The sequence below is a fragment of the Ruegeria sp. CL7 genome (assembly GCF_056536445.1).
The window spans coordinates 225,468-251,136 of the sequence record NZ_JBQFPQ010000005.1; the positions used below are offsets into that span (position 1 = coordinate 225,468).

The 25,669-nt window shown below is 59.1% G+C and carries 27 protein-coding genes; 18 read left to right on the forward strand and 9 right to left on the reverse strand.

Annotated features, from left to right (window positions below; all coding sequences use genetic code 11):
* Positions 1 to 15: 15 nt before the first annotated feature.
* Positions 16 to 585 carry a gamma-glutamylcyclotransferase family protein gene (locus ACR0LI_RS14485; protein ID WP_210093301.1) on the reverse strand — a complete coding sequence of 190 codons (570 nt, stop codon included), beginning with the start codon at positions 583 to 585 and terminating at the stop codon, positions 16 to 18.
* Between the two features lie 93 nt (positions 586 to 678).
* Here ACR0LI_RS14485 and ACR0LI_RS14490 point away from each other — a divergent pair, with 93 nt between their 5' ends.
* Positions 679 to 1,125, forward strand: coding sequence for an RrF2 family transcriptional regulator (locus ACR0LI_RS14490; protein ID WP_170346430.1), 447 nt, complete (start codon positions 679 to 681; stop codon positions 1,123 to 1,125).
* A 2-nt stretch (positions 1,126 to 1,127) separates the two neighbouring features.
* On the opposite strand, the gene ACR0LI_RS14495 is transcribed toward ACR0LI_RS14490, so the two are convergent.
* Together ACR0LI_RS14495 and ACR0LI_RS14500 are read right to left on the reverse strand one after the other, a co-directional pair.
* Complete coding sequence (locus tag ACR0LI_RS14495; protein WP_480718732.1) at positions 1,128 to 3,656, reverse strand: ABC transporter permease; 2,529 nt, start codon at positions 3,654 to 3,656, stop codon at positions 1,128 to 1,130.
* Positions 3,653 to 4,348: an ABC transporter ATP-binding protein gene (locus tag ACR0LI_RS14500; RefSeq protein WP_480718733.1), complete on the reverse strand. Its 696-nt coding sequence runs from the start codon at positions 4,346 to 4,348 to the stop codon at positions 3,653 to 3,655. The genes ACR0LI_RS14495 and ACR0LI_RS14500 overlap by 4 nt, the downstream gene beginning before the upstream one ends.
* A gap of 27 nt (positions 4,349 to 4,375) precedes the next feature.
* Between ACR0LI_RS14500 and ACR0LI_RS14505 the strand changes: the two genes are divergently transcribed.
* A complete protein-coding gene (locus tag ACR0LI_RS14505; protein ID WP_171634795.1) occupies positions 4,376 to 5,041 on the forward strand; it encodes an arylesterase in 666 nt (221 codons plus the stop codon).
* Positions 5,042 to 5,059: 18 nt separating this feature from the next.
* Here ACR0LI_RS14505 and ACR0LI_RS14510 read toward each other — a convergent pair whose 3' ends face one another.
* From ACR0LI_RS14510 to ACR0LI_RS14520, 3 genes are all read right to left on the reverse strand, one after another.
* The gene (locus ACR0LI_RS14510) at positions 5,060 to 5,614 is read right to left on the reverse strand and encodes a L,D-transpeptidase (protein ID WP_152456903.1); all 555 of its coding nucleotides are present in this window, start codon (positions 5,612 to 5,614) and stop codon (positions 5,060 to 5,062) included.
* A 163-nt stretch (positions 5,615 to 5,777) separates the two neighbouring features.
* The gene (locus tag ACR0LI_RS14515) at positions 5,778 to 5,984 is read right to left on the reverse strand and encodes a cold-shock protein (RefSeq protein WP_152456904.1); all 207 of its coding nucleotides are present in this window, start codon (positions 5,982 to 5,984) and stop codon (positions 5,778 to 5,780) included.
* Between the two features lie 614 nt (positions 5,985 to 6,598).
* Complete coding sequence (locus tag ACR0LI_RS14520) at positions 6,599 to 7,633, reverse strand: fatty acid desaturase (RefSeq protein WP_171634793.1); 1,035 nt, start codon at positions 7,631 to 7,633, stop codon at positions 6,599 to 6,601.
* 309 nt (positions 7,634 to 7,942) lie between these two features.
* Between ACR0LI_RS14520 and rplO the strand changes: the two genes are divergently transcribed.
* From rplO to ACR0LI_RS14600, 16 genes are all read left to right on the forward strand, one after another.
* Positions 7,943 to 8,416 (forward strand): 50S ribosomal protein L15, encoded by a 474-nt coding sequence (gene rplO, locus ACR0LI_RS14525; protein ID WP_171634791.1) that lies wholly within the window; start codon positions 7,943 to 7,945, stop codon positions 8,414 to 8,416.
* Positions 8,417 to 8,525: 109 nt separating this feature from the next.
* A complete protein-coding gene (secY, locus tag ACR0LI_RS14530) occupies positions 8,526 to 9,890 on the forward strand; it encodes a preprotein translocase subunit SecY (protein ID WP_171634788.1) in 1,365 nt (454 codons plus the stop codon).
* The gene (locus ACR0LI_RS14535) at positions 9,887 to 10,531 is read left to right on the forward strand and encodes an adenylate kinase (RefSeq protein ID WP_152456908.1); all 645 of its coding nucleotides are present in this window, start codon (positions 9,887 to 9,889) and stop codon (positions 10,529 to 10,531) included. Before secY ends, ACR0LI_RS14535 begins: the two co-directional genes overlap by 4 nt.
* Positions 10,532 to 10,731: 200 nt before the next feature.
* Complete coding sequence (rpsM, locus tag ACR0LI_RS14540) at positions 10,732 to 11,100, forward strand: 30S ribosomal protein S13 (RefSeq protein WP_008757392.1); 369 nt, start codon at positions 10,732 to 10,734, stop codon at positions 11,098 to 11,100.
* A gap of 15 nt (positions 11,101 to 11,115) precedes the next feature.
* On the forward strand, positions 11,116 to 11,505 hold the full coding sequence (rpsK, locus tag ACR0LI_RS14545; RefSeq protein WP_008757289.1) for a 30S ribosomal protein S11: 390 nt from the start codon (positions 11,116 to 11,118) through the stop codon (positions 11,503 to 11,505).
* A gap of 114 nt (positions 11,506 to 11,619) precedes the next feature.
* The gene (locus ACR0LI_RS14550; RefSeq protein ID WP_117870179.1) at positions 11,620 to 12,636 is read left to right on the forward strand and encodes a DNA-directed RNA polymerase subunit alpha; all 1,017 of its coding nucleotides are present in this window, start codon (positions 11,620 to 11,622) and stop codon (positions 12,634 to 12,636) included.
* A 130-nt stretch (positions 12,637 to 12,766) separates the two neighbouring features.
* Entirely contained in the window at positions 12,767 to 13,189 is a 423-nt protein-coding gene (gene rplQ / locus ACR0LI_RS14555; protein ID WP_170687292.1) for a 50S ribosomal protein L17, read from the forward strand.
* 159 nt (positions 13,190 to 13,348) lie between these two features.
* The gene (locus ACR0LI_RS14560; RefSeq protein ID WP_171634785.1) at positions 13,349 to 14,734 is read left to right on the forward strand and encodes a trypsin-like peptidase domain-containing protein; all 1,386 of its coding nucleotides are present in this window, start codon (positions 13,349 to 13,351) and stop codon (positions 14,732 to 14,734) included.
* A gap of 3 nt (positions 14,735 to 14,737) precedes the next feature.
* A complete protein-coding gene (locus ACR0LI_RS14565; RefSeq protein ID WP_480718734.1) occupies positions 14,738 to 16,048 on the forward strand; it encodes a replication-associated recombination protein A in 1,311 nt (436 codons plus the stop codon).
* A 375-nt stretch (positions 16,049 to 16,423) separates the two neighbouring features.
* A complete protein-coding gene (locus ACR0LI_RS14570) occupies positions 16,424 to 17,467 on the forward strand; it encodes an RluA family pseudouridine synthase (protein ID WP_480718735.1) in 1,044 nt (347 codons plus the stop codon).
* A complete protein-coding gene (locus ACR0LI_RS14575) occupies positions 17,464 to 18,135 on the forward strand; it encodes an HAD-IA family hydrolase (RefSeq protein ID WP_480621695.1) in 672 nt (223 codons plus the stop codon). Before ACR0LI_RS14570 ends, ACR0LI_RS14575 begins: the two co-directional genes overlap by 4 nt.
* Positions 18,136 to 18,138: 3 nt before the next feature.
* On the forward strand, positions 18,139 to 18,846 hold the full coding sequence (locus ACR0LI_RS14580; protein WP_210093294.1) for an ATP12 family chaperone protein: 708 nt from the start codon (positions 18,139 to 18,141) through the stop codon (positions 18,844 to 18,846).
* Positions 18,847 to 19,051: 205 nt separating this feature from the next.
* On the forward strand, positions 19,052 to 20,068 hold the full coding sequence (locus ACR0LI_RS14585; RefSeq protein WP_171724225.1) for an amino acid ABC transporter substrate-binding protein: 1,017 nt from the start codon (positions 19,052 to 19,054) through the stop codon (positions 20,066 to 20,068).
* Positions 20,069 to 20,194: 126 nt separating this feature from the next.
* Complete coding sequence (locus ACR0LI_RS14590) at positions 20,195 to 21,427, forward strand: amino acid ABC transporter permease (RefSeq protein ID WP_480718736.1); 1,233 nt, start codon at positions 20,195 to 20,197, stop codon at positions 21,425 to 21,427.
* Positions 21,428 to 21,430: 3 nt separating this feature from the next.
* The gene (locus tag ACR0LI_RS14595; protein ID WP_171205993.1) at positions 21,431 to 22,729 is read left to right on the forward strand and encodes an amino acid ABC transporter permease; all 1,299 of its coding nucleotides are present in this window, start codon (positions 21,431 to 21,433) and stop codon (positions 22,727 to 22,729) included.
* Positions 22,730 to 22,741: 12 nt separating this feature from the next.
* Complete coding sequence (locus ACR0LI_RS14600; RefSeq protein WP_171724223.1) at positions 22,742 to 23,533, forward strand: amino acid ABC transporter ATP-binding protein; 792 nt, start codon at positions 22,742 to 22,744, stop codon at positions 23,531 to 23,533.
* A gap of 49 nt (positions 23,534 to 23,582) precedes the next feature.
* On the opposite strand, the gene ACR0LI_RS14605 is transcribed toward ACR0LI_RS14600, so the two are convergent.
* The 3 genes from ACR0LI_RS14605 to argB are packed head-to-tail and all read right to left on the reverse strand — an operon-like array spanning position 23,583 to position 25,651.
* Positions 23,583 to 24,080, reverse strand: coding sequence for a SixA phosphatase family protein (locus ACR0LI_RS14605; RefSeq protein ID WP_480621693.1), 498 nt, complete (start codon positions 24,078 to 24,080; stop codon positions 23,583 to 23,585).
* The gene (locus ACR0LI_RS14610) at positions 24,077 to 24,763 is read right to left on the reverse strand and encodes a ferredoxin (RefSeq protein WP_480718737.1); all 687 of its coding nucleotides are present in this window, start codon (positions 24,761 to 24,763) and stop codon (positions 24,077 to 24,079) included. The genes ACR0LI_RS14605 and ACR0LI_RS14610 overlap by 4 nt, the downstream gene beginning before the upstream one ends.
* A 24-nt stretch (positions 24,764 to 24,787) precedes the next feature.
* The gene (gene argB / locus ACR0LI_RS14615; protein ID WP_171119631.1) at positions 24,788 to 25,651 is read right to left on the reverse strand and encodes an acetylglutamate kinase; all 864 of its coding nucleotides are present in this window, start codon (positions 25,649 to 25,651) and stop codon (positions 24,788 to 24,790) included.
* Positions 25,652 to 25,669 lie beyond the last annotated feature (18 nt).

The following is a 25,669-nucleotide window of genomic DNA, read 5'->3' on the forward strand; positions in this document are numbered from 1 at the left end:
GCGTGGCCCTTTTTGTTACGCCGGCTGTACGAACCGAACCGACAAACTTGTCAGGCGGTCATCGACAAAATCACGTTCGACAGGTTTGAGTTGCTGGTGGCGTGGGTAACGCGGTTCGGCGCGATCATTCAGGATCGGGGCGTCCCAGCCTGTTGTCGTCTCAAAGAATCGATCCGCGCCGTCCTCGCCGAATGCCCGCAAGTAACCCTGCACGACAACATCGATATAGCTGAGCAGCAACGGGTGGTGATTGCTGGGCTGGCTGTGCCGATCCTGCGGGACGGCGTAGACAGCTATTTCGACGTCGTGCGTCAGGGGATGTGAAACCGACTGCGTTGCAGGAATCCGGTCATACGCCCATTCCCGTTCATCCAGCGCGGCCCAGTCATTATTGGGAACATGCGCAATCATGCCTTCGATCTCTGACTTCGGGTCGGGCACGGCAGTCAGAAACGCCACGGGTCGCAGATCGGTATGCCGCCAGGCCCGCCGCCAACCCTTCAGTCGCGCGGGGCGCGGACCGGGGAAATCATGCGTCGCGAGGTTCACGAGGCTGCCATAGCCAAAGAAATAGGGGTCGGCCATCCGAGAAGTGTCCTTTGGGTCGATTGATGTATGTCAAACCGCTTTTTTCCCGGACATGCAATAAGGTTGCATCTTGAATTTAGGGAGGCCCTCATGCGGATTACCAAAAGGACGAATATCGCTGTGCGCCTGTTGATGTATTGCGCAGCTCACCCGGACAGGCTGGTCACGAAATCCGAAATCGCCGAAGTGTGCAACATTTCGGAAAACCATCTGGCGCAGGTGATCAATCAGCTGAGCCAGCTGAACTATCTGAGCACACAGCGCGGTCGTAACGGTGGCATGTCACTGGCGCGCCCCGCGGATCAGATACGCATCGGTGCGGTGTTCCGGCATGTTGAAGGGGCTTTGCCCATTGCCGAGTGTTTCGCCGACGCGGACAACACGTGCCCGCTCACGGATGCCTGCCGGCTGAGGCTTGCGCTTCAGGACGCGGCAGAGGTGTTCTATGCGTCCCTCGACGATGTTACCCTGGATGCGCTGGTATGTGACAATGATCCGCTGCTGAGGCTCTTGCAGCCCGTGGCCTGCGTGCGCTGATTTCAATCGCTCGCGCGCAATATGCGCGCCGGACGCACCGAAAGTGGACGCAGGGCAAATGCCAGCCCAGCACATAACGTGACGCCTATCCCGGCCAGAACGATGCCGAAGGCCGATGACCAGATGACCGTGAACTCTGTGTCGAAGATGTAGGTGGCAACGGCCCAACCGCCCAGAATGCCAACGAACAGCGCGACGCATCCCGCAGCGGCCCCAAGCAGAACGGATCGCAGGCCAAAGCTGCGCAGGATACGGCCACGATCTGCACCCAATGTCCTGAGGATTGCTGCTTCGTATCTGCGGGCAGGTTCGCCCGCCGCCGCTGCGCCGATCAGAACCAGAAATCCGGTCAGCAGCGATACTCCTGCACCGTACGAGGTCGCTGCGGCGATGCCTGCCAGCAGGCCCGAGACACGATCAATGGCGTCGCGCACCCGGATGGCCGTGATATTGGGGAACTGGCCTGCAAGATCCCGCAGGATGGCCGCCTCGGCCTGTTCTTCGGCATAGACCGTCGCGATAAAGCTGTGCGGCGCACCGGCCAGCGCAGTGGGGTTCATCGACATGACGAAGCCCATTCCCGCGGTAGAGAAATCTACCTCGCGCAGGGACGTCAGCTCTGCCGTGATGTCACGCCCAAGGATATTGACGGTCAGTTGGTCGCCCAGGTTCAGGCCCATCTCTTCGGCTTCTTCGGCGGCAAAGCTGACCTGGGGTGCACCTGCGTAATCTTCGGCCCACCATTCCCCTGCGGTCAGGCGTGCCTTCGGTGGCGGTTGAACCGAATAGGTCACGCCGCGATCCCCTTCCAACACCCAGTGATCTCCGGCCACGTCCCGAGCGGGCTGGCCGTTGATCTGCGTGATGATCCCGCGCAACATCGGCGCGCTTTCAATGCGGCTGACCGCGGGGTCGCTTTGCAGGCGTTCGGTGAAGCCGGGCATTTGATCTTTCTGGATGTCCACGAAGAAGTACGACGGCGCGACATCCGGCAGGTTGCCCGAAATGGCGTTGCGCAGGGTACCGTCGATCTGCCCGACCGCAGCCAGCACCGACAGGCCCAGCCCCAGTGACAGAACCACAGACCCTGCGCCTTCGCGTGGGTCCGAGATGGCCGACAACGCCCATCTGACTGTGGGTCGCCCGCGGGCCAACGAAGTCCCAGCTCGGGCCAGTTTGCGAATGGCATAAGCGGCGAGGGCCAACAGCGCCAGTGCACCGACAAGCCCGCCGCCGGTCCAGACGGTAAGCCGCGTCGAGCCGCTGAACCATGATGCCAGGGCGATCAGCAACAACAGCCCGACACCCGTTGCCACGACGTAAATCAGACGTGGAAAGGGGCGGGCCGAGCTCAACGCGTCGCGAAACAACGTCGCGGAGCGCACATCTTCGGTGCGGGCCAAAGGCCAGAGTGTGAACAGGAACGCTGTGAGCAGACCGTATATTGCCGCCTCGACCAGCGGCTGTGCATACAGCGAAAACACTGCTGGAACCGGCAATTGGCTTTCCAGCAGTGGGGCCAGAACAAGCGGCGCCAATCCACCCAGCGTCAGGCCGATCGCGATCCCGAAGACGGACAGAACGCCAATTTGAATCATGTAGGTTTGAAAAATGGTGGCGCGATCGGCCCCCAAGGTGCGCAGTGTCGCAACGGTTTCCGTCTTCTGCGCCAGATAAGCACGCACGGCGGCAGAAACGCCGATACCGCCGACGGCAAGCCCGGACAGCCCGACAAGGACAAGAAATGCGCTCAGGCGATTGACGAACTCGGATATCCCGGGGGCACCGTTGCGCGCATCCGTCCAGCGCATCCCCGTGCCTTCGAATGCCGCATCAGCCTTTGCGGATACATCCGAAAGATCTGCGTTCCGGGGCAGGATCATCCTGTATTTTGTTGAAAACAGTGTTCCGGGTTCCAGCAGACCGGACGCCTGCAATGCCTCGGTTCGGACCAGAGTGCGCGGCCCAAGGCCAAACCCATCCGCCGCGCTGTCGGGCTCGTCCAGCAGGGCTGCCGTCAGGATGAACTCTTGCGCCCCAAGTGAAAACCGATCACCGACGGACAACCCAAGCCGGTCCATCAGCACAGGTTCCATCACGGCCCCGGGCAAGCCGGAACTGCCGTTCAGGGCGTCTTCCAGCGGGATCTCTGGTTCCAGCCGTACCGAGCCGACAAGTGGGTACGCGTTGTCGACCGACTTGACCTGAGTCAGTGCTCGTTCCGGATCTGTCGCGCCGGGCACAACGGCCATCGAGCGGAAATCAACAACCTCGGACATCTGGACGGATGTCTGTTGCATCCAGGCGCGCTCGGCCGGGTCGGCAAATCGATAGGTGAATTCAAGTTCGGCATCGCCCCCCAGCAGCGAGGCCCCTTCTTGCGCAAGCCCAGCCAGTATGGCTTGCCGCACCGACCCGACGGCCGCGATGGCGGCGACCCCCAACGCCAAACAGGCCAGAAAGATCCGAAAACCACTCAGGCCTCCGCGAAGCTCGCGGCGGGCGAGCCGCCCGGCCATCCGCAGGCTCATTCCGCGGCCTCCTGCCGGGTCTCTTCGGCGATCCTGCCGTCACGCAACCGAACGACCCGGTCACATCTTTCGGCCAATGAATGGCTGTGTGTCACCAGAACCAGGGTTGCATCGTATTTCCGGCGCAGACCAAACAGCAAATCAACAATTGCGGCCCCGTTGGTTTCGTCCAGATTCCCGGTCGGTTCATCAGCCAACAGGATTTTGGGGCGCGGCGCAGATGCTCGTGCCAAGGCAACACGCTGTTGTTCTCCGCCCGACAGTTGCGCCGGGTAATGATCGCGACGGTGCGACAGGCCAACGGCGTCCAGCTCTTGCTTGGCCCGGTCGAACGCATCCTTGTGCCCCACCAGTTCCAGTGGGGTTGCTACGTTTTCAAGCGCGGTCATCGTCGGGATCAGGTGGAAGTTCTGAAACACCACCCCCATACTATCGCGTCGAAACCGGGCCAGAGCGTCCTCATCCATGTCGGTCAGCTCCTGACCCAGCGCCATGATTTGACCGCGCGTCACTTGTTCCAACCCCGCCATCAACATCAGCAGCGAAGACTTGCCCGAGCCAGAAGGCCCGATAAGCCCCAGAGTCTCGCCTTTGTCCACAGTCAACGTAATGTCATGCAGAATATCGACCCGCCCGGCATTGCCATCCAGGGACAAAGAGGCATCTTGGAGGGCGAGAACAGCAGTCGTCATGGGTCTACCCGAAAAAGGAGCGGTCTTTTGGGATATGGAGCGATCACCGCATTGCGCAAGGCTTTGATAGCAGGCCTTTTCACGTGGTGCGGTTTTGCGGCCACAGCCGAACAAGTGGTGATTGCGGCATTGGGGGACTCGCTGACTCAGGGCTATGGGCTGGTGGAGGAAAGCGGGTTTGTTCCGCAGCTTGAACGCTGGTTGCAGACGCAGGGCGCGGATGTCCGCGTCATCAACGCAGGCGTTTCGGGTGACACGACGGCGGGCGGGGCCGCACGTGTGGACTGGACCCTGACACCGGATGTGGATGGCATGATCGTTGCCCTTGGCGGCAACGACCTGCTGCGGGGGATCGACCCTGCCGTATCAAAGGCTAATCTGCGCAGGATCCTGGACGTGGCGCGGGGCGTGAATGTACCGGTTCTGCTAATCGGTATGCAGGCGCCGGGCAACTACGGGGCCGATTACAAGCAAGCTTTCGACGGGATGTACCCAGACCTGGCGAAAGAGTTCGACGTCCTCTTCACCGCCAGTTTCTTTGAAGGTCTTGCGGCAGAGGGCGACCCCGGTGCGGTATCGCAGTTCATGCAGTCGGACGGAATACATCCAAACGCGGATGGGGTGGCAAAGATCGTTGAATCACTGGGGCCGTCCGTTCTGAAGCTTGTTGATCAGGCGGGTCAAGCGGAATAGGCGCACATCCATGGGCACCTAGACGACCGTGACAACTGTTCCGATCGGGACCCGGTTGTACAAATCGATCACATGCTCGTTCAGCATTCGTATGCAACCGTTGGACACTGCCCGGCCAATGGTCTGCGGCTGCGTCGTGCCGTGGATGCGGAAATAGGTATCGACACCGTTCTGGAACAGGTACAGCGCGCGCGCGCCCAGCGGGTTATCTCCGCCGCCGGGTTGGACATAGTCATTGTCCTTGAATTTGGCGTAAGCGACGGGATCACGTTCGATCATCTCATCCGTCGGGCGCCAGGTCGGCCATTCCTTTTTCACATCGATGGTGGCCGTGCCGGTAAACTCCAACCCCGCTTTGCCGACGCCGCATCCATAGCGGATCGCCTTGCGAGGTTCCGTGACGAAGTAAAGGTAGAACGACCGGGGCGCGACCAGCAGCTGTCCTGGTACGAACTGTTTCTTGATGCGCACGAATTGCGGCGTCGGATCATACTCGACCGCCTTTTTGGCGCGGGCGATGCCCGGCAACATGCTTGCTGCTGTTCCGGCCAGAAAAATACGGCGTGTAAACATCGAAACCCTCGTCGAATGACCAATGAAACTGAAACCAATTTCATCATCATATGATATTTGGTCAATTCTAGGGCAGTCATCACGTGGACGTGATGTGTCCTGTCTGCCACCCGAGGTTGTGGCGGGAAAGGGGCGAGGGGGATCCCCTCACCCGATATCAAGCTCAGGCCAGCTGGATGCTGTCGGCGCTTTCGCGGCCGTCACGACCGGCGCGCAGCTCGTACGTGACTTTCTGGTTGTCGGCCAGACCGGTCAGGCCCGAACGTTCGACAGCCGAGATGTGTACGAATACATCTTTGCCGCCCTCTTCCGGTGCGATGAAGCCGAAGCCTTTGGTGGTGTTGAACCATTTTACGGTGCCTGCTGGCATATCCGTGTCTCCTGTTTGAGTGCTGCCCACGGAGTTGCGGCAGCCTGGCGTCGTCGGTCTGTATCGATAGACTGACTGCCGATGAAGGAGACAGTAGGTCGAATAGAAAAACGTAAGCTCTTTGCATATGGCATCGGGGCGGGGGTGTGACAAGGGATTTCGTTCGATTTGTGCAAGGGCATGACCGATTTCTGCCGTGCCCACATGCGCGGGGGGCGAGTATTCTTTTACGGTGCCCACGCATTGCCCAGTGTCGATGAACGGGTTGAACGGCCGCATTTGGTCATCACAAATGCCGTGCAGAGTGGTGTTCATGTCACCAGATGGTCACGCGACCTTTTCGCAGCAATGCAGGGCGCGATGCGGTTTGCGTCAATCGTGATCGCTGTCCCGTCCAGGCGTCGGCGACCAAACCAGCCGCGATCCGGATGAAGATGTCTTTATCTCGCCTGCGTTTGCTTCGGCTGAATACTGGTTTGTGACGCGCGCATTCTCTGTCAACATAACGCCCACCAAAGTCGTCGCGATGGATGGAGATTGTCCCGCGCCACACGCCTGCCGTTGACGCAAAGCATGCGCTTTGATTTCAGAAATGAAAGCGCCGGGCATGCCTATTACCCATAAAGTGCGCGGGCCTCGGCGAAGGACAAAAGACGACGGTTCTTCTCGTCCCACAGGTGAAGCCGCGCATTGGCGAGGCTTTCCCGGATGGTCATTCGGTTGCTGTTTGCCAGTTCTTCATGATCGCGCAGCACTTCGGTCAGACGGTAGAACGGAATGCGGCTGTAGAGGTGGTGTACATGGTGGATGCCGATATTGGCACTGAACCACTGCAACACCGAGGGCAGGATATAGTGCGAACTTCCGTGCAGCGCCGCTTCATGCAGTTGCCAGTCTGCATCGGCGTCCCAATGCGTGTTCTCGAACTGGTGTTGTACATAAAACAGCCAAACTCCGGCCGTTGCGGCAATCAGAGTCGACGGCAGAAAGATCAGCAACATCGGCATCAGCCCGCCAAAATAGTAGATGGCCACAAGGGCAACCAGAATCGCAAGATTCGTCGCCATGGCGCTGACCCAGAACCTCACGCTGTCTGTCAGGCCCAGCGGAAGGCGGTTTTGAAACAGGAACAGATAGCCAGGGCCAAGCACGAACAAGGTGATCGGGTTTCGGTACACGCGGTACCAGAACCTGTTCAGTGGTGTTTTGGCCCGATATTCCGCCACGGTCAGGGTGTGGATATCGCCCATCCCGCGCTTGTCCAGGTTGCCGGAACTGTTGTGATGCGTGGAATGCGTGCGGCGCCAGACATCATATGGTGTCAGTGTCAGAACCCCGATGCCGCGCCCGATCCAGTCGCTGACGGCGCGGTTTTTGAAGAACGCGCCGTGCCCGCAATCATGCTGGATGGCAAACAAGCGCAACAGAAAGGCAGCATTGAGGACGGAAATCACAAAGGCCAGCCAATAGCTGACTGACAGTGACATCCAGGACAAAGCCCACAGCCCGAAAAAGGGGACAATGCTCACGCCCAGCTCAAAAGAGCTGCGCATTTGGTCCGGTTCGCGATATTTGGCAAGCGTTGTTACCCAGTCACGTGCGGCGGTGGTCTCCGGCTTGTCGCGGAGGGAGAGAGAGGGTTCAGTCATATGCCTGCCAGTCAAGTGTTTGCAGGCCACCGGATAGACGACCCCCCCGACATAGCAAGCGGTTTTTGTAAAGGTCGCTGCATTTCACGGTCACTTTTCGGTCAAAGGCCGGCAGAGGTGCCCTTTGCGTAACACTGGGCTCAAGACCTCATGCCGACACTTCGCGGCGCAGGACAATCTACAGGCTTGTCAAGTGCGGTCATCGGGCCTATACGCCTGCGGTGGCTTTCCGCCACGAGAATCAAAACCAAGAAATGCCGTGTTTGGCCCATCACGCTTCGGGGTCACATCCGGCTTAGGAGAAGCGATATGAAACTGAACGAACTGCGCGACAATCCTGGCGCCGCACCGAAACGCACCCGCGTTGGCCGTGGTCCCGGTTCCGGCAAAGGTAAAATGGGTGGCCGTGGTATCAAAGGCCAGAAATCCCGTTCGGGTGTGGCCATCAATGGCTACGAAGGCGGCCAGATGCCGCTGTACCAGCGACTGCCCAAGCGCGGCTTCAACAAGCCGAACCGCAAGGAATTCGCCGTTATCAATCTGGGCCTGATCCAGAAATTCGTCGACGCCGGCAAGCTGGACGCTTCGGCTGCGATCACCGAAGACGCTTTGGTTGCGTCCGGTCTGGTGCGCCGCAAGCTGGACGGTATCCGCGTTCTGGCCAAAGGCGAAATCAGCGCCAAGGTGAACCTTGAAGTAACCGGTGCTTCGAAATCTGCCGTCGAGGCAGTTGAGAAAGCGGGCGGTTCACTGAAGGTCACAAAAGCTGCTGCGGCAGAGTAATCGCTTGTGAGCGGGCAAAGACCCGCTTACATAGACCTCAGAGTTTTCCAAGACGCCGTCCGAGCCGGAAAACGGTTCCGGGCGGCGTTTGCATAAGAGAGACCGATTTATGGTATCAGCAGCAGAACAAATGGCAGCCAACACAAGCTGGGCTGCTTTGGGCAAGGCCACCGATCTGCGCAACCGCATCCTGTTCACGCTGGGTTTGCTGATCGTCTATCGTCTGGGCACCTTTATTCCGGTGCCGGGGATTGACGGAGCAGCTTTGCGCGAATTCATGGAGCAGGCGGGGCAGGGCATCGGCGGCATGATTTCGATGTTCACCGGCGGGGCGCTGGGGCGGATGGGTATCTTTGCCCTCGGCATCATGCCTTACATCTCGGCCTCGATCATCGTTCAACTGCTGACATCCATGGTTCCCGCGCTCGAACAGCTCAAGAAAGAGGGCGAGCAGGGGCGCAAGAAGATCAACCAGTACACCCGGTTCGGCACCGTGGCTCTGGCCACCGTTCAGGCCTACGGTCTGGCCGTTTCGCTGGAATCGGGCGATCTGGCGACTGATCCGGGGCTCTATTTCCGCATGTCGACCATGATAACGCTGGTTGGCGGCACCATGTTCCTGATGTGGCTGGGTGAACAGATCACCGCGCGCGGGATCGGCAATGGTATCTCTTTGATCATCTTCGTCGGCATCATCGCCGAGGTTCCGGCTGCTCTGGCGCAGTTCTTTGCAAGCGGCCGCAGCGGAGCGATCAGCCCTGCCGTGATCGTTGGCGTGATCGTCATGGTAATCGCGGTCATCACCTTTGTGGTGTTCATGGAGCGCGCCCTGCGCAAGATCCACATTCAGTATCCGCGTCGTCAGGCCGGTATGAAAATCTACGAAGGCGGCTCAAGCCACCTGCCAGTCAAGGTCAACCCTGCGGGTGTCATTCCGGCGATCTTCGCCAGCTCGCTGCTGCTGCTGCCGGTCACGATCTCGACCTTCTCGTCCGGTGCTGCCAACGGGCCGGTCATGTCGTGGCTGCTGGCCAATTTCGGCCCCGGACAGCCGCTGTATCTGCTGTTCTTCGCGTCGATGATCGTGTTCTTCGCCTATTTCTACACGTTCAACGTGTCGTTCAAGCCGGACGATGTGGCGGACAACCTGAAAAAGCAGAACGGGTTCGTGCCCGGTATCCGCCCCGGCAAGAAAACCGCCGAGTATCTGGAATACGTGGTCAATCGCGTGCTGGTTCTGGGTTCGGCCTATCTGGCCGCCGTGTGTCTGCTGCCTGAAATCCTGCGGGGCCAATTTGCCATCCCGTTCTATTTCGGTGGCACCTCGGTTCTGATTATCGTCTCTGTGACCATGGACACGATCCAGCAGGTTCAGAGCCATCTTCTGGCGCATCAATACGAAGGGCTTATCGAAAAGTCCCAGCTGCGCGGCAAAGGCAAGAAACGCGGCAGGAAGGGACCCTCTCGTCGATGAATATCATTCTGTTGGGCCCCCCGGGGGCCGGGAAAGGAACGCAGGCGCGTCATCTGGTGGAAACACGCGGGATGGTGCAGCTCAGCACCGGAGATATGCTGCGCGAGGCCAAGACCAGCGGAACCGAAATGGGCCAGAAGGTTGCTGCGATCATGGACGCGGGCAAGCTGGTCACCGATGAGATCGTGATCGGCCTGATTGAAGAGAAACTGACCACCGAAAAAGGCGCCGGTTTCATCTTTGACGGTTTCCCTCGCACTTTGGCACAGGCCGACGCGCTGTCGGCTCTGCTGACCAAGCTGGGCCAGTCCCTGCATACCGTGATCGAGATGCGCGTGGATGACGATGCTCTGGTGGAACGGATTACCGCACGGTCAACCTGTGGCGGATGCGGTGAGGTCTACAACGACAAGACCAAGCCGATCCCGGCTGACGGCAAGTGCACCAACTGCGGCAAGGAAAATGACTTCGTTCGTCGCGCCGACGATAACGAAGACAGTCTGCGCACGCGGTTGATGGAGTACTACAAGAAGACCTCTCCGCTGATCGGCTATTACTACGCCAAGGGCGATCTGCGCCCCGTGAACGGGCTGGCGGACATCAAGGAAGTCACGGCGTCGATCGAGGCCATTCTCGGCTGATTTCAATATGGGCTTGACGGCACCGCCAAAAGCCCATATCGACCCCCATCCCTAAAGGGAATCAAGACCGCGTGCGGGATTCGTCCCAACCGCCCCGACCACCTCGAATAATGCTGAACCCTCTGGCCACACTGCCACGGTAAAGCGTTGTGAAAAAAGGTTCTGGAGTTACGGAACCGCAACGAAAAGGAAAGTGACACGTGGCACGTATTGCCGGCGTAAACATCCCGACTGCAAAGCGGGTACCTATCGCCCTCACATATATCACCGGTATCGGAAACACTTCGGCCAAAGCGATCTGCGAAGCCGTGGGCATTGAAGCGCACCGTCGCGTCAACGAACTGTCCGACGCCGAAGTTCTGGCCATCCGCGAGCACATCGATGCAAATTTCACCGTTGAAGGTGACCTGCGTCGCGAAGTTCAGATGAACGTCAAACGTCTGATGGACCTGGGCTGCTATCGCGGCCTGCGTCACCGCCGCAACCTGCCGGTTCGCGGTCAGCGTACCCACACCAACGCTCGTACCCGCAAAGGCCCCGCAAAGGCCATCGCTGGTAAGAAGAAATAAGGGAGGGTCTGACCGATGGCACGTGACAAGACTCGCGTTAAGCGCAAAGAGCGCAAGAACATCGCATCGGGCGTTGCCCATGTGAATTCGACCTTCAACAACACCAAGATCCTGATCTCGGACGTACAGGGCAACGCCATCTCGTGGTCGTCTGCCGGTACCATGGGCTTCAAGGGATCGCGGAAATCGACCCCCTACGCCGCTCAGATGGCTGCCGAAGACGCAGGCAAGAAGGCGCAGGAACATGGCGTTAAGACGCTGGAAGTCGAAGTTCAGGGCCCCGGTTCGGGCCGTGAATCGGCACTGCGCGCGCTGGCTGCAGTGGGCTTCAACATCACGTCGATCCGCGACGTGACACCGATTGCTCACAACGGCTGCCGTCCGCCGAAGCGTCGTCGCGTCTAAGCGATTTTGAATTGAGCTGGGGCTGTGTTTCTGCACGGCCCCAGCACGTCATTTTGAACCTCGGGCGTCTGCACCTTGTTGGTCATGGGGCGCGGACAGGAATGGAGGGATTACATGATCCACAAGAATTGGGCAGAATTGATCAAGCCGACCCAGCTGGAAGCCAAGCCGGGCAATGATCCTGCACGTCAGGCCACCCTGGTTGCCGAACCGCTGGAGCGTGGCTTTGGTCTGACCCTGGGCAACGCCCTGCGCCGCGTCCTGATGAGCTCGCTGCAAGGCGCGGCCATCACCAGCGTCCAGATCGACAACGTTTTGCACGAGTTCTCGAGCGTCGCAGGCGTTCGCGAAGACGTCACCGACATCATCCTGAACCTCAAGCAGGTTGCCCTGCGCATGGAAGTCGAAGGCCCCAAGCGCCTGTCGATCAATGCCAAAGGCCCCGCAGTCGTCACCGCGGGTGACATCAGCGAAAGCGCCGGTATCGAGGTTCTGAACCGCGACCACGTCATCTGCCACCTCGACGATGGCGCTGACCTGTTCATGGAACTGACCGTCAACACCGGCAAGGGCTATGTCTCGGCCGAGAAGAACAAGCCTGAAGACGCGCCTATCGGCCTGATCCCGATTGATGCGATCTATTCGCCGGTCAAAAAGGTCGCTTATGACGTTCAGCCGACCCGTGAAGGTCAGGTTCTGGACTATGACAAACTGACCCTGAAGATCGAAACCGATGGTTCGATCACGCCGGAAGACGCACTGGCCTTTGCCGCTCGTATCCTTCAGGATCAGCTGTCGATCTTCGTCAACTTCGACGAGCCGGAATCGGCAAGCCGTCAGGACGAGGACGATGGTCTGGAGTTCAACCCGCTGCTGCTGAAGAAGGTGGACGAGCTGGAACTGTCGGTCCGTTCGGCAAACTGCCTGAAGAACGACAACATCGTCTATATCGGCGATCTGATCCAGAAGACCGAAGCCGAGATGCTGCGCACTCCGAACTTCGGTCGCAAGTCGCTGAACGAGATCAAGGAAGTTCTTTCCGGCATGGGCCTGCACTTGGGCATGGATGTCGAGGACTGGCCGCCCGACAACATCGAAGATCTGGCGAAGAAATTCGAAGACGCGTTCTAAGCGCGTCTTCCCCAATGCCCGGCCCGAAATGGGAATATCCGGGGACAATATGGGCATTTCCGCCCCAAGGAGAGCCGGTGACACGCATCGTCGGCCAGACAAAGCAAAACGCGAAAGAAGGAACTAGAAAATGCGTCACGCACGTGGTTACCGCCGCCTGAACCGTACTCATGAGCACCGCAAGGCGCTGTTTGCGAACATGGCTGGCTCGCTCATCGAGCATGAGCAAATCAAAACGACTCTGCCCAAGGCAAAAGAACTGCGCCCGATCGTTGAAAAACTGATCACTCTGGGCAAGCGCGGCGACCTGCACGCCCGCCGTCAGGCCGCAGCACAGCTGAAGGAAGACAAAGACGTCGCCAAGCTGTTCGAAGTTCTGGGCCCCCGCTACGCCGAGCGTCAGGGCGGTTATGTCCGCATCCTGAAAGCTGGCTTCCGCTATGGCGACATGGCCCCGATGGCGATCATCGAATTTGTTGATCGTGACGTCGACGCCAAGGGCGCGGCCGACAAAGCCCGCGTTGCCGCCGAAGAGGCAGCAGACGAAGAATAAGATCTGACCCAGGGTCAAGGTCGAACCTCCGTTCGGGAAACCGGACGGAGGTTTTTTCGTTATGGCATGCCGGCATGTTGCGGGGCATACCCGACCGCCGACTTGCAATTCGGATTTTGTGTCAGCATATCTGGGCCAATCGCAAAAAACGGAGCCACCATGATCCGCGTAATGCTGACCCTTGTTGCCTTGACCTGCGCGACGCAAGGAATGGCCGAAACGAAAGTTCCGCAGTCACAGGCCGAGATTTCGTTGGGATTTGCCCCGGTCGTGAAACAGGCATCACCGGCGGTTGTGAACATCTATGCCAAGATCGTCCGGCAGGGCCGGGCAAGCCCGTTTTTCTCGGACCCGTTCTTTCAGGATTTCTTTGGCCGGGGATTTGGCGAACCACGTCAGCGGGTTCAAAACTCGTTGGGTTCCGGGGTTATCCTGTCGGACGATGGGTATGTTGTTTCCAACTATCACGTGGTTGGCTCTGCGACCGAGATCCGGGTTGTCACCACGGATCGGCGCGAGTTTTCGGCCGAGGTTGTGCTGGGCCATGAGGAAAGCGATATCGCGATCCTGCGCTTGAAGGAGGCCGAAGATCTGCCCTACCTGACCCTTCGCGATTCCGACCAGGTCGAAGTCGGAGAGCTGGCGCTGGCCATCGGAAACCCGTTCGGGGTGGGGCAGACGGTATCTTCCGGCATCATCTCGGGGCTGGCGCGCACGGGCACGGCAACCGGGAATGGCCGCGGATATTTCATCCAGACGGATGCGGCAATCAACCCGGGCAACTCCGGTGGGGCGCTGATCGATGTGAATGGCCAGCTTATCGGGATCAATACCTCGATTCTGACCCGATCGGGTGGGTCAAACGGAATAGGCTTTGCCATCCCCGCCAATCTGGTGGCGCAATTCCTCAAGCAGGCGCAGCAGGGAAACGAAACCTTCGTCAGCCCGTGGGCAGGAATGTCGGGTCAACATATGAGCGCGGATATCGCGGAATCCCTTGGTCTGGCCATCCCGTTGGGCGTTGTGGTCTCTGATCTGCATGAGCTCAGCCCTTTGCGCGACGCAGGGTTCAGAGTTGGAGACGTGGTAACCCATGTGGACGGGGATGAGGTCAATTCACCCGCCGAGATGAAGTTTCGGATGTCGGTCGCCGGAGTGGGCGGAACCTCGGTTCTGACCCGTCTGCGCGGCGACCAAAGTGACCAGGTTGAGGTGGCGCTTATCAAAGCCCCCGATGTTCCGGCCGCCGAAGAAACGACGTTGAACGACAGAACCGTTCTTCCGGGGTTGGTGGTGTCCCGGGTCAACCCCGCGGTGATCACCAGGATGGGATTGCCGCTGTCGCTGACCGGTGTCGTCGTGGTGGATCCCGGCCCGTATGGCGGAAGGGCGGGATTGCGAACCGGTGATATTCTTGAAAGCATCAATGCCGATGAGATCCAGCGCCCTCGGGACGTTGAGACCGCGCTGACCGATCCGGGCCGTTACGTGCAGATAGGTCTGGTGCGCGGGGGGCGGTCCGTCTCTTTGCGGTTCCGGCTGTGACCTGTGAGTGATCTGTTCGATACCGGGGCGGCAGAACCCGCCGCTTCTCCTCACCGGCCTCTGGCTGACCGGTTGCGGCCTCGATCCCTGGCCGAGGTGATCGGGCAGGAGCAGGTGCTGGGCCCCGAGGCCCCTTTGGGTGTCATGCTGGCGGCAGGCAGTTTGTCCAGCCTGATCTTCTGGGGCCCACCCGGAGTTGGAAAGACCACGATTGCACGGCTGTTGGCACAGGAAACCGATCTGCATTTCGTTCAGATCAGTGCGATCTTTACCGGTGTGCCGGATCTGAAGAAAGTCTTCGAGGCCGCGAAAATACGCCGCCAGAACGGGCAGGGCACCTTGTTGTTCGTGGACGAGATTCACCGCTTCAACAAGGCTCAGCAAGATGGGTTTCTGCCCCATATGGAAGACGGGACAATCCTGTTGGTCGGCGCAACCACCGAGAACCCGTCATTCGAACTGAATGCCGCTGTGCTCAGCCGGTCGCAGGTGCTGGTGCTGGAACGGCTGAGCCTTGCCGATCTGGAGCGTCTGACCCAGCGGGCCGAGAAAGAGCTGGGCCACGCGTTGCCATTGACGCCTGCCGCCCGCGATGCGTTGCAAGAGATGGCCGATGGCGACGGTCGGGCTTTGCTGAACCTGATCGAACAGGTTTCGGCGTGGAAGGTGGATGCGCCGCTGGGCCCCGATGCGCTGTCTACGCGTTTGATGCGGCGGGCTGCAAAATACGACAAGTCTGGTGATGAGCATTACAACCTGATCTCGGCCCTGCACAAGTCGGTGCGCGGATCTGATCCCGATGCGGCCTTGTATTGGTTCGCGCGCATGCTGACCGGGGGCGAAGACCCGCGGTATCTTGCGCGCAGGATCACACGCATGGCGGTCGAGGACATAGGCCTGGCCGATCCGCAGGCGCAGGCCATTTGTTTGCAATCGTGGGAAACCTACGAACGTCTGGGTTCACCCGAGGGCGAGTTGGCGCTTGCTCAGGCGCTGGTCTATCTTGCCCTGGCGCCAAAATCCAACGGCGCCTATGTCGGCTACAAGGCGGCAATGCGGCTGGCCAAGCAATCCGGCAGCGAGCCACCGCCCAAGCATATCCTGAACGCGCCGACCTCTTTGATGAAGGAACAGGGTTACGGCGCGGGCTATGCCTACGACCACGATGCCGAGGACGGGTTTTCCGGTCAGAACTACTTCCCCGAGACGATGAAACGCCCGGTTTTGTATCAGCCGGTCGAGCGCGGTTTCGAGCGTGAGCTAAAGAAACGCTTCGATTATTTTGCCAAGCTGCGGACACAGCGGAACAGCTAGTTACGCGGGGTCAATCGTAAAGGTTCCGCGGCGCCACAGGCGACTTGATTGAAATTGGACGCTTCCCCTGGGTCAACGCTTGCAGCGGAGGACTTGATATGCCGGTCGATCATCGAAACGCGTGGAATGCCGGTTTGTGACGCGCTTAAGGTTGAATGGGCCAACGGGTTGGATGTCATTCGCCGCGAAGGAACCGCTGGTGCGACCCGTTTCCGGGACGGAGCAAGGCGGCACGGCGACTTCTCGAACATCTGAGATCCAGAGCCAGATACCTTGACTCTTGCCGCGTTGCGCGCGACAGACGCCCATGATTTCTGGGACACGGATAAACACGCAATCCGGGCGGATCACCCGCGCGGAACAAGGGGTAATGGCATGAGTGGCGTGCAGATGATTACAGTCGCTGAAGGTGATGGGGACCAACGCGTGGATCGCTGGCTGCGCCGCCTGTTTCCGCATGTCAGCCAGGGGCGCATTGAAAAAATGTGCCGCAAGGGAGAATTGCGTGTTGACGGTAGCCGCGCCAAGGCCTCGACCCGGCTGGAGGCCGGGCAGGTTGTTCGCGTGCCGCCCTTGCCGGACGCTGATCACAAACCGGCTGAGGCCAAGCATCACATCTCGGATGCGGATGCCAAGATGATCCAATCCTGCGTGATCTACCGTGACGATCACGTTCTGGCGCTGAACAAGCCGCATGGTCTGCCGGTGCAGGGCGGCAGCGGGCAGACAAGGCATGTTGACAGCCTGTCCGAAGCGCTGCGGTTCGACTATGACGAGAACCCTCGGCTGGTCCATCGGTTGGACAAGGACACGTCAGGTGTTCTGCTGCTGGCCCGCACCCGCGAAGCCGCCAAGGGTTTGACGGCCGCTTTCCGCCACCGCGATACGCGCAAGATCTACTGGGCGCTGGTTGCCGGGGTGCCGACACCGTATCTGGGTGAGATCAAGACCGGCCTTGTCAAGGCGCCTGGTCATGGCAAGCACGGCGAGGGCGAAAAGATGATCCCCGTGCATATAAACGAAATTGACAGCACTCCGGGCGCGAAACGCGCGCATACGCATTACGCAACCCTTTATCGAGTTGCCGGCCGCGCCGCCTGGGTCGCGATGGAGCCGATCACCGGACGTACGCACCAGTTGCGGGCGCATATGGCCGCAATCGGACATCCGATTATCGGCGACGGAAAATACGGCGGTTCGGGTCAGGAAAACCTTGGCGACGGATGGGGTGCGCAACTGGGTGGGATCATCAGCAAAAAGCTGCATCTGCACGCACGGCGGCTGTCCTTCCTGCATCCGGTGACGCGGAAACCAGTGACCGTGACGGCGCCCTTGCCCGAGCATATGAAGCACAGCTGGGACACGTTCGGATGGAGCGAGGATCTGGCGGCTGATGACCCGTTTGAGGCGCTGCAATGAGCGCACCCTTGCGGCTGGTCCTGTTCGACGTCGACGGTACTCTGGTCGACAGTCAGGGCAGTATCGTTCATTCCATGACCGCCAGCTTTCAGGCCGCCTTCGTGCCGGTTCCGACGCGAAAGGCGATCCTGTCCATTGTTGGCTTGTCGCTGCCGCATGCCATCGCCCGGTTGGCGCCGGAACAGCCCCTCTCGGTCCAGAACGATCTGGTCGACGGGTATAAAGAGGCCTATCACGCCCATCGTCTTGAATTGGGCGCGGCAAGTTCGCCGTTGTACCCCGGTGCGCGCGAGGCGATTGAAGCGTTGCATGCCGTGCCCGAAGTGCTTCTTGGCGTGGCAACCGGCAAGTCGCAGCGCGGGTTGGACGCATTGATCGAAGCCCATGGGCTGGAACCGTATTTCGTGACCCGGCAGGTCGCGGATCACCACCCGTCAAAGCCGCATCCGTCCATGGTGCAGACCGCATTGGCGGAAACCGGGGTCGATCCGGGTTGTGCAGTGATGATCGGCGACACGAGCTTTGACATGGATATGGCCGCGGCTGCCGGTGTTCGCGGCATCGGCGTCACTTGGGGCTATCATGACCGATCGGCTTTGACCGCAGCTTCTTGCATTGTCGAAACCTTTGACCAGTTGCCCAATGCTCTGGCTGAGATGTGGGATTGAAAGATGAGTGACTGGAAACCGAAACGCTTCTGGAAGGACAGCACCGTTGTCGCGGTTGATGGCGGCTTCACCGTCGAACTGGATGGCCGCAGGGTCAAAACACCCGCCAAGGCAGACCTGATCCTGCCAACCCGCCCCATGGCCGAAGCGGTGGCAGGGGAATGGGATGCGCAGGAAAAAGAGGTTGATCCTGCCGTGATGCCGTTCACCCGTTCTGCCAATGCAGCGATTGACAAAGTCCGCATCCAGCACGGGGAAGTGGCCGACATGCTGGCCGATTACGGCGATTCCGATTTATTGTGTTATCGCGCAACCCACCCGCAGGAGTTGCAGGATCGTCAGTGCTCCGAATGGGATCCCGCCCTGGATTGGGCCGAGACCGCGCTGTCTGCCCGTCTGGTTCCGGTTGCGGGCGTCCTGCATCAACCGCAGCCGGAATCCGCCCTGGCGACATTGCGTTCTCGGGTGCACGGGCTGGATGCGTTCCAACTGGCCGCTTTCCACGATCTTGTCAGTTTGTCGGGGTCATTGATTCTTGGCTTTGCGGCCGCCATGAACTGGCGCAAACCGGACGAGATATGGCGCATTTCAAGATTGGATGAAACCTGGCAGATCGAACAATGGGGCCATGACGAAGAAGCCCATCAGGTTGCCGAGGCCAAGAAAGCGGCCTTTATGCATGCCAAACGCTTCTTTGACATATCGGTTTGATCCTAAATTCCGGTTTTTTGAGCAGATCTGTAAACAGCTTGGGGCCTGATCCATCGTTTTCGATGATCCGGCCCTTGACGTTTGTTTATGAATACGCCCAAACTCAGTGCCACTAAAGGGGAGACACCTTTGGGGTAACCTATCCGGCATCCACTTGCCGGGCAGAGCCGTCTCGGACGGGGCGGAAAATCAGGAAGAGGTAAAAATGAAAAAATCCGTAATCTTGGGCGCGGCGACGATTGCCGGTCTTGCTGCTGGCGCAGCCATGGCAGGGACCGTTGACGACGTTAAAGCACGCGGCAAGCTGAATTGTGGTGTGACCACCGGTCTGGTTGGTTTTGCTGCGCCCGACGCCAATGGCGAATGGCAGGGCTTTGACGTATCGCTGTGCCGCGCCGTTGCTGCTGCTGTTCTGGGTGACGCCAACGCCGTTGAATTCGTTCCGACCACTGGTAAGACACGTTTTACCGCTCTGGCCTCGGGCGAGATCGACATGCTGGCAAGAAACACCACCTGGACCTTCAGCCGCGACGTCGACCTGAAGTTCGAATTCACCGGTGTGAACTACTATGACGGGCAGGGCTTCATGGTTCCCAAGGCGCTGGGCGTCAGCTCGGCCAAGGAACTGGACGGCGCCCGTGTCTGCATCCAGACCGGTACCACCACCGAGCTGAACCTGGCCGATTTCTTCCGTGCCAACAACATCAGCTACGAGCCGGTTCCGATCGAAACCAACGCCGAAGCGCAGCAGCAGTACCTGGCCGGTGCATGTGACGTTTACACCACCGATGCTTCGGGCCTGGCCGCAACCCGCGCCACCTTCGAAGCGCCGGACGAGCACATCCTGCTGCCCGAGATCATCTCGAAAGAGCCGCTGGGCCCGCTGGTCCGTCATGGCGATCACGAGTGGGGCGACGTTGTCCGCTGGACGCTGAACGCACTGATTTCGGCTGAAGAGCTGGGCGTGACCTCGGCAAATATCGACGAACTGAGCGCCGGCACCGACAACCCGGAAATCAACCGCCTGCTGGGTACAGAAGGCACTCTGGGTGAAATGCTGGGTCTGGACGCTGACTGGGCGGCCAAAGCGATCAAAGCTGGCGGCAACTATGGTGAAGTGTTTGCCAAGAACATCGGTGAGGAAACTCCGATCGGTTTGGCGCGGGGCCTGAACGCACAGTGGACCGAAGGCGGCCTGCTGTACTCGCCGCCGTTCCGTTAAGGCATCAATGGAAGAGGGCGCGGGGCAACCTGCGCCCTTTTCTACAATAAATTGCTGCGGGCAGATGCAGAGCGGGGAAAACCTCGCCGAAATGAAACAGCTCGCAAGCCACGGGGATCCCAAAATATGTCGACTATGACTGACCCACCGAAAGCTGATTTTCGGTTGTCTATGCTCATAAACGATACCCGCTATCGCTCTCTTACATTTCAGGTGATTGCGGCCATCGTCATTGCGCTTTCCATCTGGTATCTGGGCAACAACCTGATCCAGAACCTCAGGGCCGCAGGGCTCAATATTTCCTATTCTTTCCTCGGCGATTCAGCCGGGTACGACATCAACCAGCGTCTTGTTGAATATGACAGTCAGTCATCGCATGCACGCGCGGCACTTGTCGGTTTGCTGAACACACTGCTTGTGGCCTTTCTGGCCTGTATCACCGCAACTGTTTTCGGTGTGATCGCGGGCGTTCTGAGACTGTCGAACAACTGGCTCGTGTCGAAGCTGATGGCCGTGTATGTCGAGATCTTCCGGAACATCCCGGTTCTGATCTGGATCATCATCATCTTCACGATCATGACGGCCGTGCTGCCGGCGCCAAGCGCGTTCCGGGGGGAAAACCCGACGTCTTCAATGCTGTTTGGGTCCTTTGCCTTTACCAATCGGGGCATCTATTTTCCGCGTCCCGAATTCGCCAATGGCCTGTTTGCATCGACAGCCCTGAACTGGTTGCTGGTCATCGCCGTCCTGATCGGATCGTGGTTCGTCAGTGGCGAAATTGAAAAACGCGCAACCAAGAAGCAGGAAGAAACCGGCGAGCGCCCCGCGACACTGTTGCCGAAACTGGCAATCTGGCTGGTGCCTTTTGTGCTGTTGATGGTCATCATGGGCCTGACCTGGGATGTCCCCGAACTGAAGCGCTTTAACTTCAGCGGTGGAATGAATGCCGGCGGCCCCCTGATTGCGCTGTGGTTTGCCCTGTCGATCTATACCGGTGCCTTTATCGCGGAAAACGTGCGTGCGGGTATTCAGGCGATCAGCAAAGGTCAGACCGAGGCTGCCGCCGCGCTGGGCCTGCGTCAGGGACGGATCATGAAACTGGTCATCCTGCCCCAGGCATTGCGGGTCATCATCCCGCCGCTGATCTCGCAGTATCTGAATATCACCAAGAACTCGTCTCTCGCGATTGCCGTTGGCTATGCGGATATCACCGCAACACTGGGTGGTATTACTCTGAACCAGACCGGCCGGGCGATTGAATGCGTTCTTCTGCTGATGTTGTTCTACCTCACGGCCTCGCTGCTGATTTCGACGGGGATGAACATCTACAACGCTTCCGTCAAGCTGAAGGAGCGCTGAGCCATGAGTGATCAAGCAACAAACCCGATCGCCTTCGTGGCCGAAGGCACCATCCCGCCCTCACCGCCGCCGGCAAATGAGACCGGCGTCATCAAATGGCTGCGCGAGAATCTGTTTTCAGGGGTCGTCAACTCGATCCTGACAGTTCTGTCGCTGATCCTGATCTACATTCTTCTCAAGAATACCTTGCCATGGATTCTGAACGGAGTGTGGAATGCCAACTCGCTCGCGGAATGCCGCGAGATTCTGGGGGACAAGACCGGAGCCTGTTTCGCGGTTCTGACGGAACGCTGGCCGCAGCTGATCTATGGGTTCAAGTACCCCGTCGATGCCTATTGGCGGCCGAACCTGGCCTTTGTGCTGATGCTGGTGGCGATTGCGCCGGTGCTGTTCTTTGACTTGCCTCGCAAGATGCTGTTGTTCACTGCGGTCTATCCCTTCCTGGCTTTCTGGCTGATCTGGGGTGGCACGATCCTCGTGCCTCTGGTTGCGCTTGTTGGCTGCATGGCCGCCGGTGGTGTCTTCCAGAAGCTGGGCAACAACAACTTTGCCGCCGGGTTCTTCGGAGCGATTGTGACGGCACTGGTCATCTGGAACGTCGGAGGGGCCCTGATCCCGGAAGGCGCATCAGAAAACGCGTGGCTGACGGCCGTTCCCAGCCGTGATTTGGGCGGTTTCATGCTGAACATGATGCTGGGCGTGACCTGTGTGTCGCTGTCGGTACCACTTGGGATCGCACTGGCCTTGGGGCGACAGTCGAACATGCCGCTGATCAAGTGGGTCTGCGTCATCTTCATCGAGTTCATCCGCGGCGTGCCTCTGATCACGCTGCTGTTCGTGGCTTCGGTGATGCTGGCCTATTTCTTCCCGCCTGACAGCACGGTCGACCTGTTCCTGCGCGTTGTGATCATGATCACCATGTTCTCGTCCGCCTATATCGCCGAGGTGATCCGCGGCGGTCTGGCAGCGCTTCCGCGCGGGCAGTACGAGGCCGCAGACAGTCTTGGGTTGGATTATCCGCAGGCGATGCGGCTTATCATCCTGCCGCAGGCGCTGAAGATCTCGATCCCCGGGATCGTGAACGTGGCCGTGGGCCTGTTCAAGGATACGACACTGGTTTCGGTCATTTCGATGTTCGATCTGGTGGGTATGATCCGGGGACCCATCCTGGCGTCGACTGAATGGAACGGCGTCTACTGGGAGCTTCTGGGCTTTGCCGCGCTTCTGTTCTTCGTCGTCTGTTACGGCATCTCTCAATATTCTCAGTGGCTCGAGCGTCGCCTTGCCACAGATCATCGTTAAGGAGTTCAACACATGTCTGAACTTGCAATTGACCGCGAAATCGACCGCTCCAAGATGCAGGTGAGCGACGAGGTCGCCATCGAAATCAACAACATGAACAAGTGGTACGGGTCCTTCCACGTGCTGCGCGACATCAATCTGACCGTCAATCAGGGCGAGCGGATCGTGATCGCGGGCCCGTCAGGGTCGGGCAAATCCACCCTGATCCGCTGCCTGAACGCACTGGAAGAACACCAGCAAGGCAAGATCGTGGTGGACGGGATCGAGCTGTCGAATGACCTGAAGAACATCGACAAGATCCGGTCCGAGGTTGGAATGGTGTTCCAGCACTTCAACCTGTTCCCGCATCTGACCATTCTGGAAAACTGTACGCTGGCCCCGATCTGGGTGCGCAAGACGCCCAAGAAAGAGGCTGAAGAGAGGGCGATGCATTTCTTGGAAAAGGTCAAAATCCCTGAACAGGCCGACAAGTATCCCGGTCAGCTTTCAGGTGGTCAGCAGCAGCGTGTCGCGATTGCCCGCTCACTGTGCATGATGCCACGGATCATGTTGTTCGATGAACCGACATCGGCGCTGGACCCCGAGATGATCAAAGAGGTGCTCGACACCATGATCGAACTGGCCGAAGAAGGTATGACCATGCTGTGCGTGACGCACGAGATGGGCTTTGCCCGTCAGGTCGCCAACCGCGTGATCTTCATGGATGCCGGTCAGATCGTGGAACAGAATGAACCCGAAGAGTTCTTCAACAACCCGCAAAGCGAGCGGACCAAACTGTTCCTGAGCCAGATTCTGGGTCACTGACCTGCACAAAGGCTGAATGAATGAAGGCGGGGTATTGCCCCGCCTTTTTCTATTCGATCAACTCACGCGGGATGGTGAACCCCAGCACTGTCCCGGTTTGCCATCGGACCTCGGCCCAGCTGTTTATTTCGAACGACATGACGGTTGTTGCACAGGTTGGATAATCGAAAAAGCGTGTATGATTTGGCGGTTGCCGCACCAGACGGTTGGCAAAATCGGCGATCCCGGGATTGTGGCCCATCATCAAAACAGCCGGTTCCGTAGCACCTGAAAGTTCCCGCAGCATGACCATTGAATCAGCGTGGTAGAGCGCGCTGTGAAAGCTGACTTTATCGGCCTGCAAACCCATGCGATCCCATGTCTCGCGGGTGCGGGTTGATGTAGAGCTTAGGACTTCATCCGGCAACCAGCCGTGGTGACGCAACCAAGCAGCGATGGCCGGGGCCGACTTTCGTCCACGTTTGTTCAGCGGGCGGTCATGATCGCCAAGACCCGGGCTATCCCAGCTGGATTTCGCATGACGTGTCAGGATCAGAATTCGGGTCATGACGGATGAAAGGCTTTCATGTGATGGGCCGATTGTTCCGGGTCGCGTCCTGCGCCCGCGCTCAGAGGGCAGGCAAGGCGGGCCAGACACCCGCCCGCCATACAGGTCTGACCTTCAGCAGTGCCCAAATGGTCGTGGCATGCAGCGACGTCATAGAACTCCTGCGCGTTCAGCGCACTGACCGGACAGGTCGTCGTGCAAGGCGCGGCGCAGGTTTCGCAAGGCGACACGCCGGAAGGTGTTGGGATGGCGAACTCTTTGGCAAAATACAGTGCGCCCCGATAGGAAATCATCATCCCTACGGTTTCATGCACCAATGCCCCGACCGGGCTGCTGAACGTTCGCCCAGACTTGAGTGCCCAGTCAATGAATGGCGTGTACGGAGGGCCGCCGAACGGGAAATACGCCTGTGCGCCGAGCCTTTCGGCCATCTGATCGACGACCCTTTGCGACCATCGGTCAACGGGGTCGGCCTGGTGCCATTCCGGTGAGGCTTTCAGTACGGGCCAGAATCTCGGCCCGGCCCCCAACAGGATTAGCGTGCCGGTTTCGAGGTCTTTGGCTGCAACGTGGCGAGGATGCAGTGCGCCCATGACCAACAAACCAGTATCAAGGGCGGCGCTTTCAACCTGTTCATAGGGCGTCGCGTCAGGATCAGAGGAAGGCTGTGCAAGATGTGTCATGTCTCCTCCTCCTCTCTTGCGGGGTCAGTCCGGGCGTATCAGCGACCCGGCCCCATGTTCGGTGAACAGCTCCAGCAGCACGGCATTGGGTGCGCGCCCATCAAGTATGACGACAGCCCGAACGCCGCTGTGCAGGGCGTCCAGTGCGGTTTCTGTCTTGGGTATCATACCGCCTGCAATGGTGCCTTCGCGGGTCATTTCCCTTATCTGACCGGCCTTGAGTTCGGTCACGACATCGCCCGCCGCGTTCTTGACACCGGAAACATCCGTCAGCAGCAACAGACGGTCTGCCTTGAGCGAAGAAGCGATTGCTCCGGCTGCCGTGTCGCCATTGACGTTGAATGTTTCACCGTCGCGGCCTGCACCAAGCGGGGCGATGACCGGGATTACGTCATGTGAAAACAGATCATGCAGGATCTTCGGATTCATCTCGGCAGGAGTGCCGACAAAGCCCAGCGATGCATCCGTCTGATCGCAGACCATCAGGCCTGCGTCCTTGCCAGACAGGCCTACGGCTGATCCGCCCTGATCATTGATCGCCTGTACGATGCGCTTGTTCACGAGCCCGGACAGAACCATTTCGACCACTTCAACCGTGGCCTTGTCGGTCACTCGCTTGCCGTTCACGAATTCGGATTGAATGTCCAACTTGCCCAGCATTGCATTGATCATCGGACCACCGCCGTGGACGACCACCGGGTTTACACCCACCTGGCGCATCAGAACCACGTCCCGGGCAAAGCTTTCCATCGCCTCGTCGCTGCCCATGGCGTGTCCGCCAAGTTTGATGACGACGATGGCTCCGTCATAGCGCTGCAGATAGGGCAGGGCGCTGTTGAGTGTGGCTGCGGTGGCGATCCAGTCCCGGTTCATATCTCGTGTCTTCATTGCTAAAGTCCTTCTGGA

What these genes read in the sequence shown, in the direction of transcription:
- ACR0LI_RS14485 (WP_210093301.1), bottom strand. Translation starts at nt 585, where the DNA reads ATGGCCGACCCCTATTTCTTTGGCTATGGCAGCCTCGTGAACCTCGCG.
- ACR0LI_RS14490 (WP_170346430.1), top strand. Translation starts at nt 679, where the DNA reads ATGCGGATTACCAAAAGGACGAATATCGCTGTGCGCCTGTTGATGTAT.
- ACR0LI_RS14495 (WP_480718732.1), bottom strand. Translation starts at nt 3,656, where the DNA reads ATGAGCCTGCGGATGGCCGGGCGGCTCGCCCGCCGCGAGCTTCGCGGA.
- ACR0LI_RS14500 (WP_480718733.1), bottom strand. Translation starts at nt 4,348, where the DNA reads ATGACGACTGCTGTTCTCGCCCTCCAAGATGCCTCTTTGTCCCTGGAT.
- ACR0LI_RS14510 (WP_152456903.1), bottom strand. Translation starts at nt 5,614, where the DNA reads ATGTTTACACGCCGTATTTTTCTGGCCGGAACAGCAGCAAGCATGTTG.
- ACR0LI_RS14515 (WP_152456904.1), bottom strand. Translation starts at nt 5,984, where the DNA reads ATGCCAGCAGGCACCGTAAAATGGTTCAACACCACCAAAGGCTTCGGC.
- ACR0LI_RS14520 (WP_171634793.1), bottom strand. Translation starts at nt 7,633, where the DNA reads ATGACTGAACCCTCTCTCTCCCTCCGCGACAAGCCGGAGACCACCGCC.
- rplO (WP_171634791.1), top strand. Translation starts at nt 7,943, where the DNA reads ATGAAACTGAACGAACTGCGCGACAATCCTGGCGCCGCACCGAAACGC.
- secY (WP_171634788.1), top strand. Translation starts at nt 8,526, where the DNA reads ATGGTATCAGCAGCAGAACAAATGGCAGCCAACACAAGCTGGGCTGCT.
- ACR0LI_RS14535 (WP_152456908.1), top strand. Translation starts at nt 9,887, where the DNA reads ATGAATATCATTCTGTTGGGCCCCCCGGGGGCCGGGAAAGGAACGCAG.
- rpsK (WP_008757289.1), top strand. Translation starts at nt 11,116, where the DNA reads ATGGCACGTGACAAGACTCGCGTTAAGCGCAAAGAGCGCAAGAACATC.
- ACR0LI_RS14550 (WP_117870179.1), top strand. Translation starts at nt 11,620, where the DNA reads ATGATCCACAAGAATTGGGCAGAATTGATCAAGCCGACCCAGCTGGAA.
- rplQ (WP_170687292.1), top strand. Translation starts at nt 12,767, where the DNA reads ATGCGTCACGCACGTGGTTACCGCCGCCTGAACCGTACTCATGAGCAC.
- ACR0LI_RS14560 (WP_171634785.1), top strand. Translation starts at nt 13,349, where the DNA reads ATGATCCGCGTAATGCTGACCCTTGTTGCCTTGACCTGCGCGACGCAA.
- ACR0LI_RS14570 (WP_480718735.1), top strand. Translation starts at nt 16,424, where the DNA reads ATGAGTGGCGTGCAGATGATTACAGTCGCTGAAGGTGATGGGGACCAA.
- ACR0LI_RS14575 (WP_480621695.1), top strand. Translation starts at nt 17,464, where the DNA reads ATGAGCGCACCCTTGCGGCTGGTCCTGTTCGACGTCGACGGTACTCTG.
- ACR0LI_RS14580 (WP_210093294.1), top strand. Translation starts at nt 18,139, where the DNA reads ATGAGTGACTGGAAACCGAAACGCTTCTGGAAGGACAGCACCGTTGTC.
- ACR0LI_RS14585 (WP_171724225.1), top strand. Translation starts at nt 19,052, where the DNA reads ATGAAAAAATCCGTAATCTTGGGCGCGGCGACGATTGCCGGTCTTGCT.
- ACR0LI_RS14590 (WP_480718736.1), top strand. Translation starts at nt 20,195, where the DNA reads ATGTCGACTATGACTGACCCACCGAAAGCTGATTTTCGGTTGTCTATG.
- ACR0LI_RS14595 (WP_171205993.1), top strand. Translation starts at nt 21,431, where the DNA reads ATGAGTGATCAAGCAACAAACCCGATCGCCTTCGTGGCCGAAGGCACC.
- ACR0LI_RS14600 (WP_171724223.1), top strand. Translation starts at nt 22,742, where the DNA reads ATGTCTGAACTTGCAATTGACCGCGAAATCGACCGCTCCAAGATGCAG.
- ACR0LI_RS14605 (WP_480621693.1), bottom strand. Translation starts at nt 24,080, where the DNA reads ATGACCCGAATTCTGATCCTGACACGTCATGCGAAATCCAGCTGGGAT.
- ACR0LI_RS14610 (WP_480718737.1), bottom strand. Translation starts at nt 24,763, where the DNA reads ATGACACATCTTGCACAGCCTTCCTCTGATCCTGACGCGACGCCCTAT.
- argB (WP_171119631.1), bottom strand. Translation starts at nt 25,651, where the DNA reads ATGAAGACACGAGATATGAACCGGGACTGGATCGCCACCGCAGCCACA.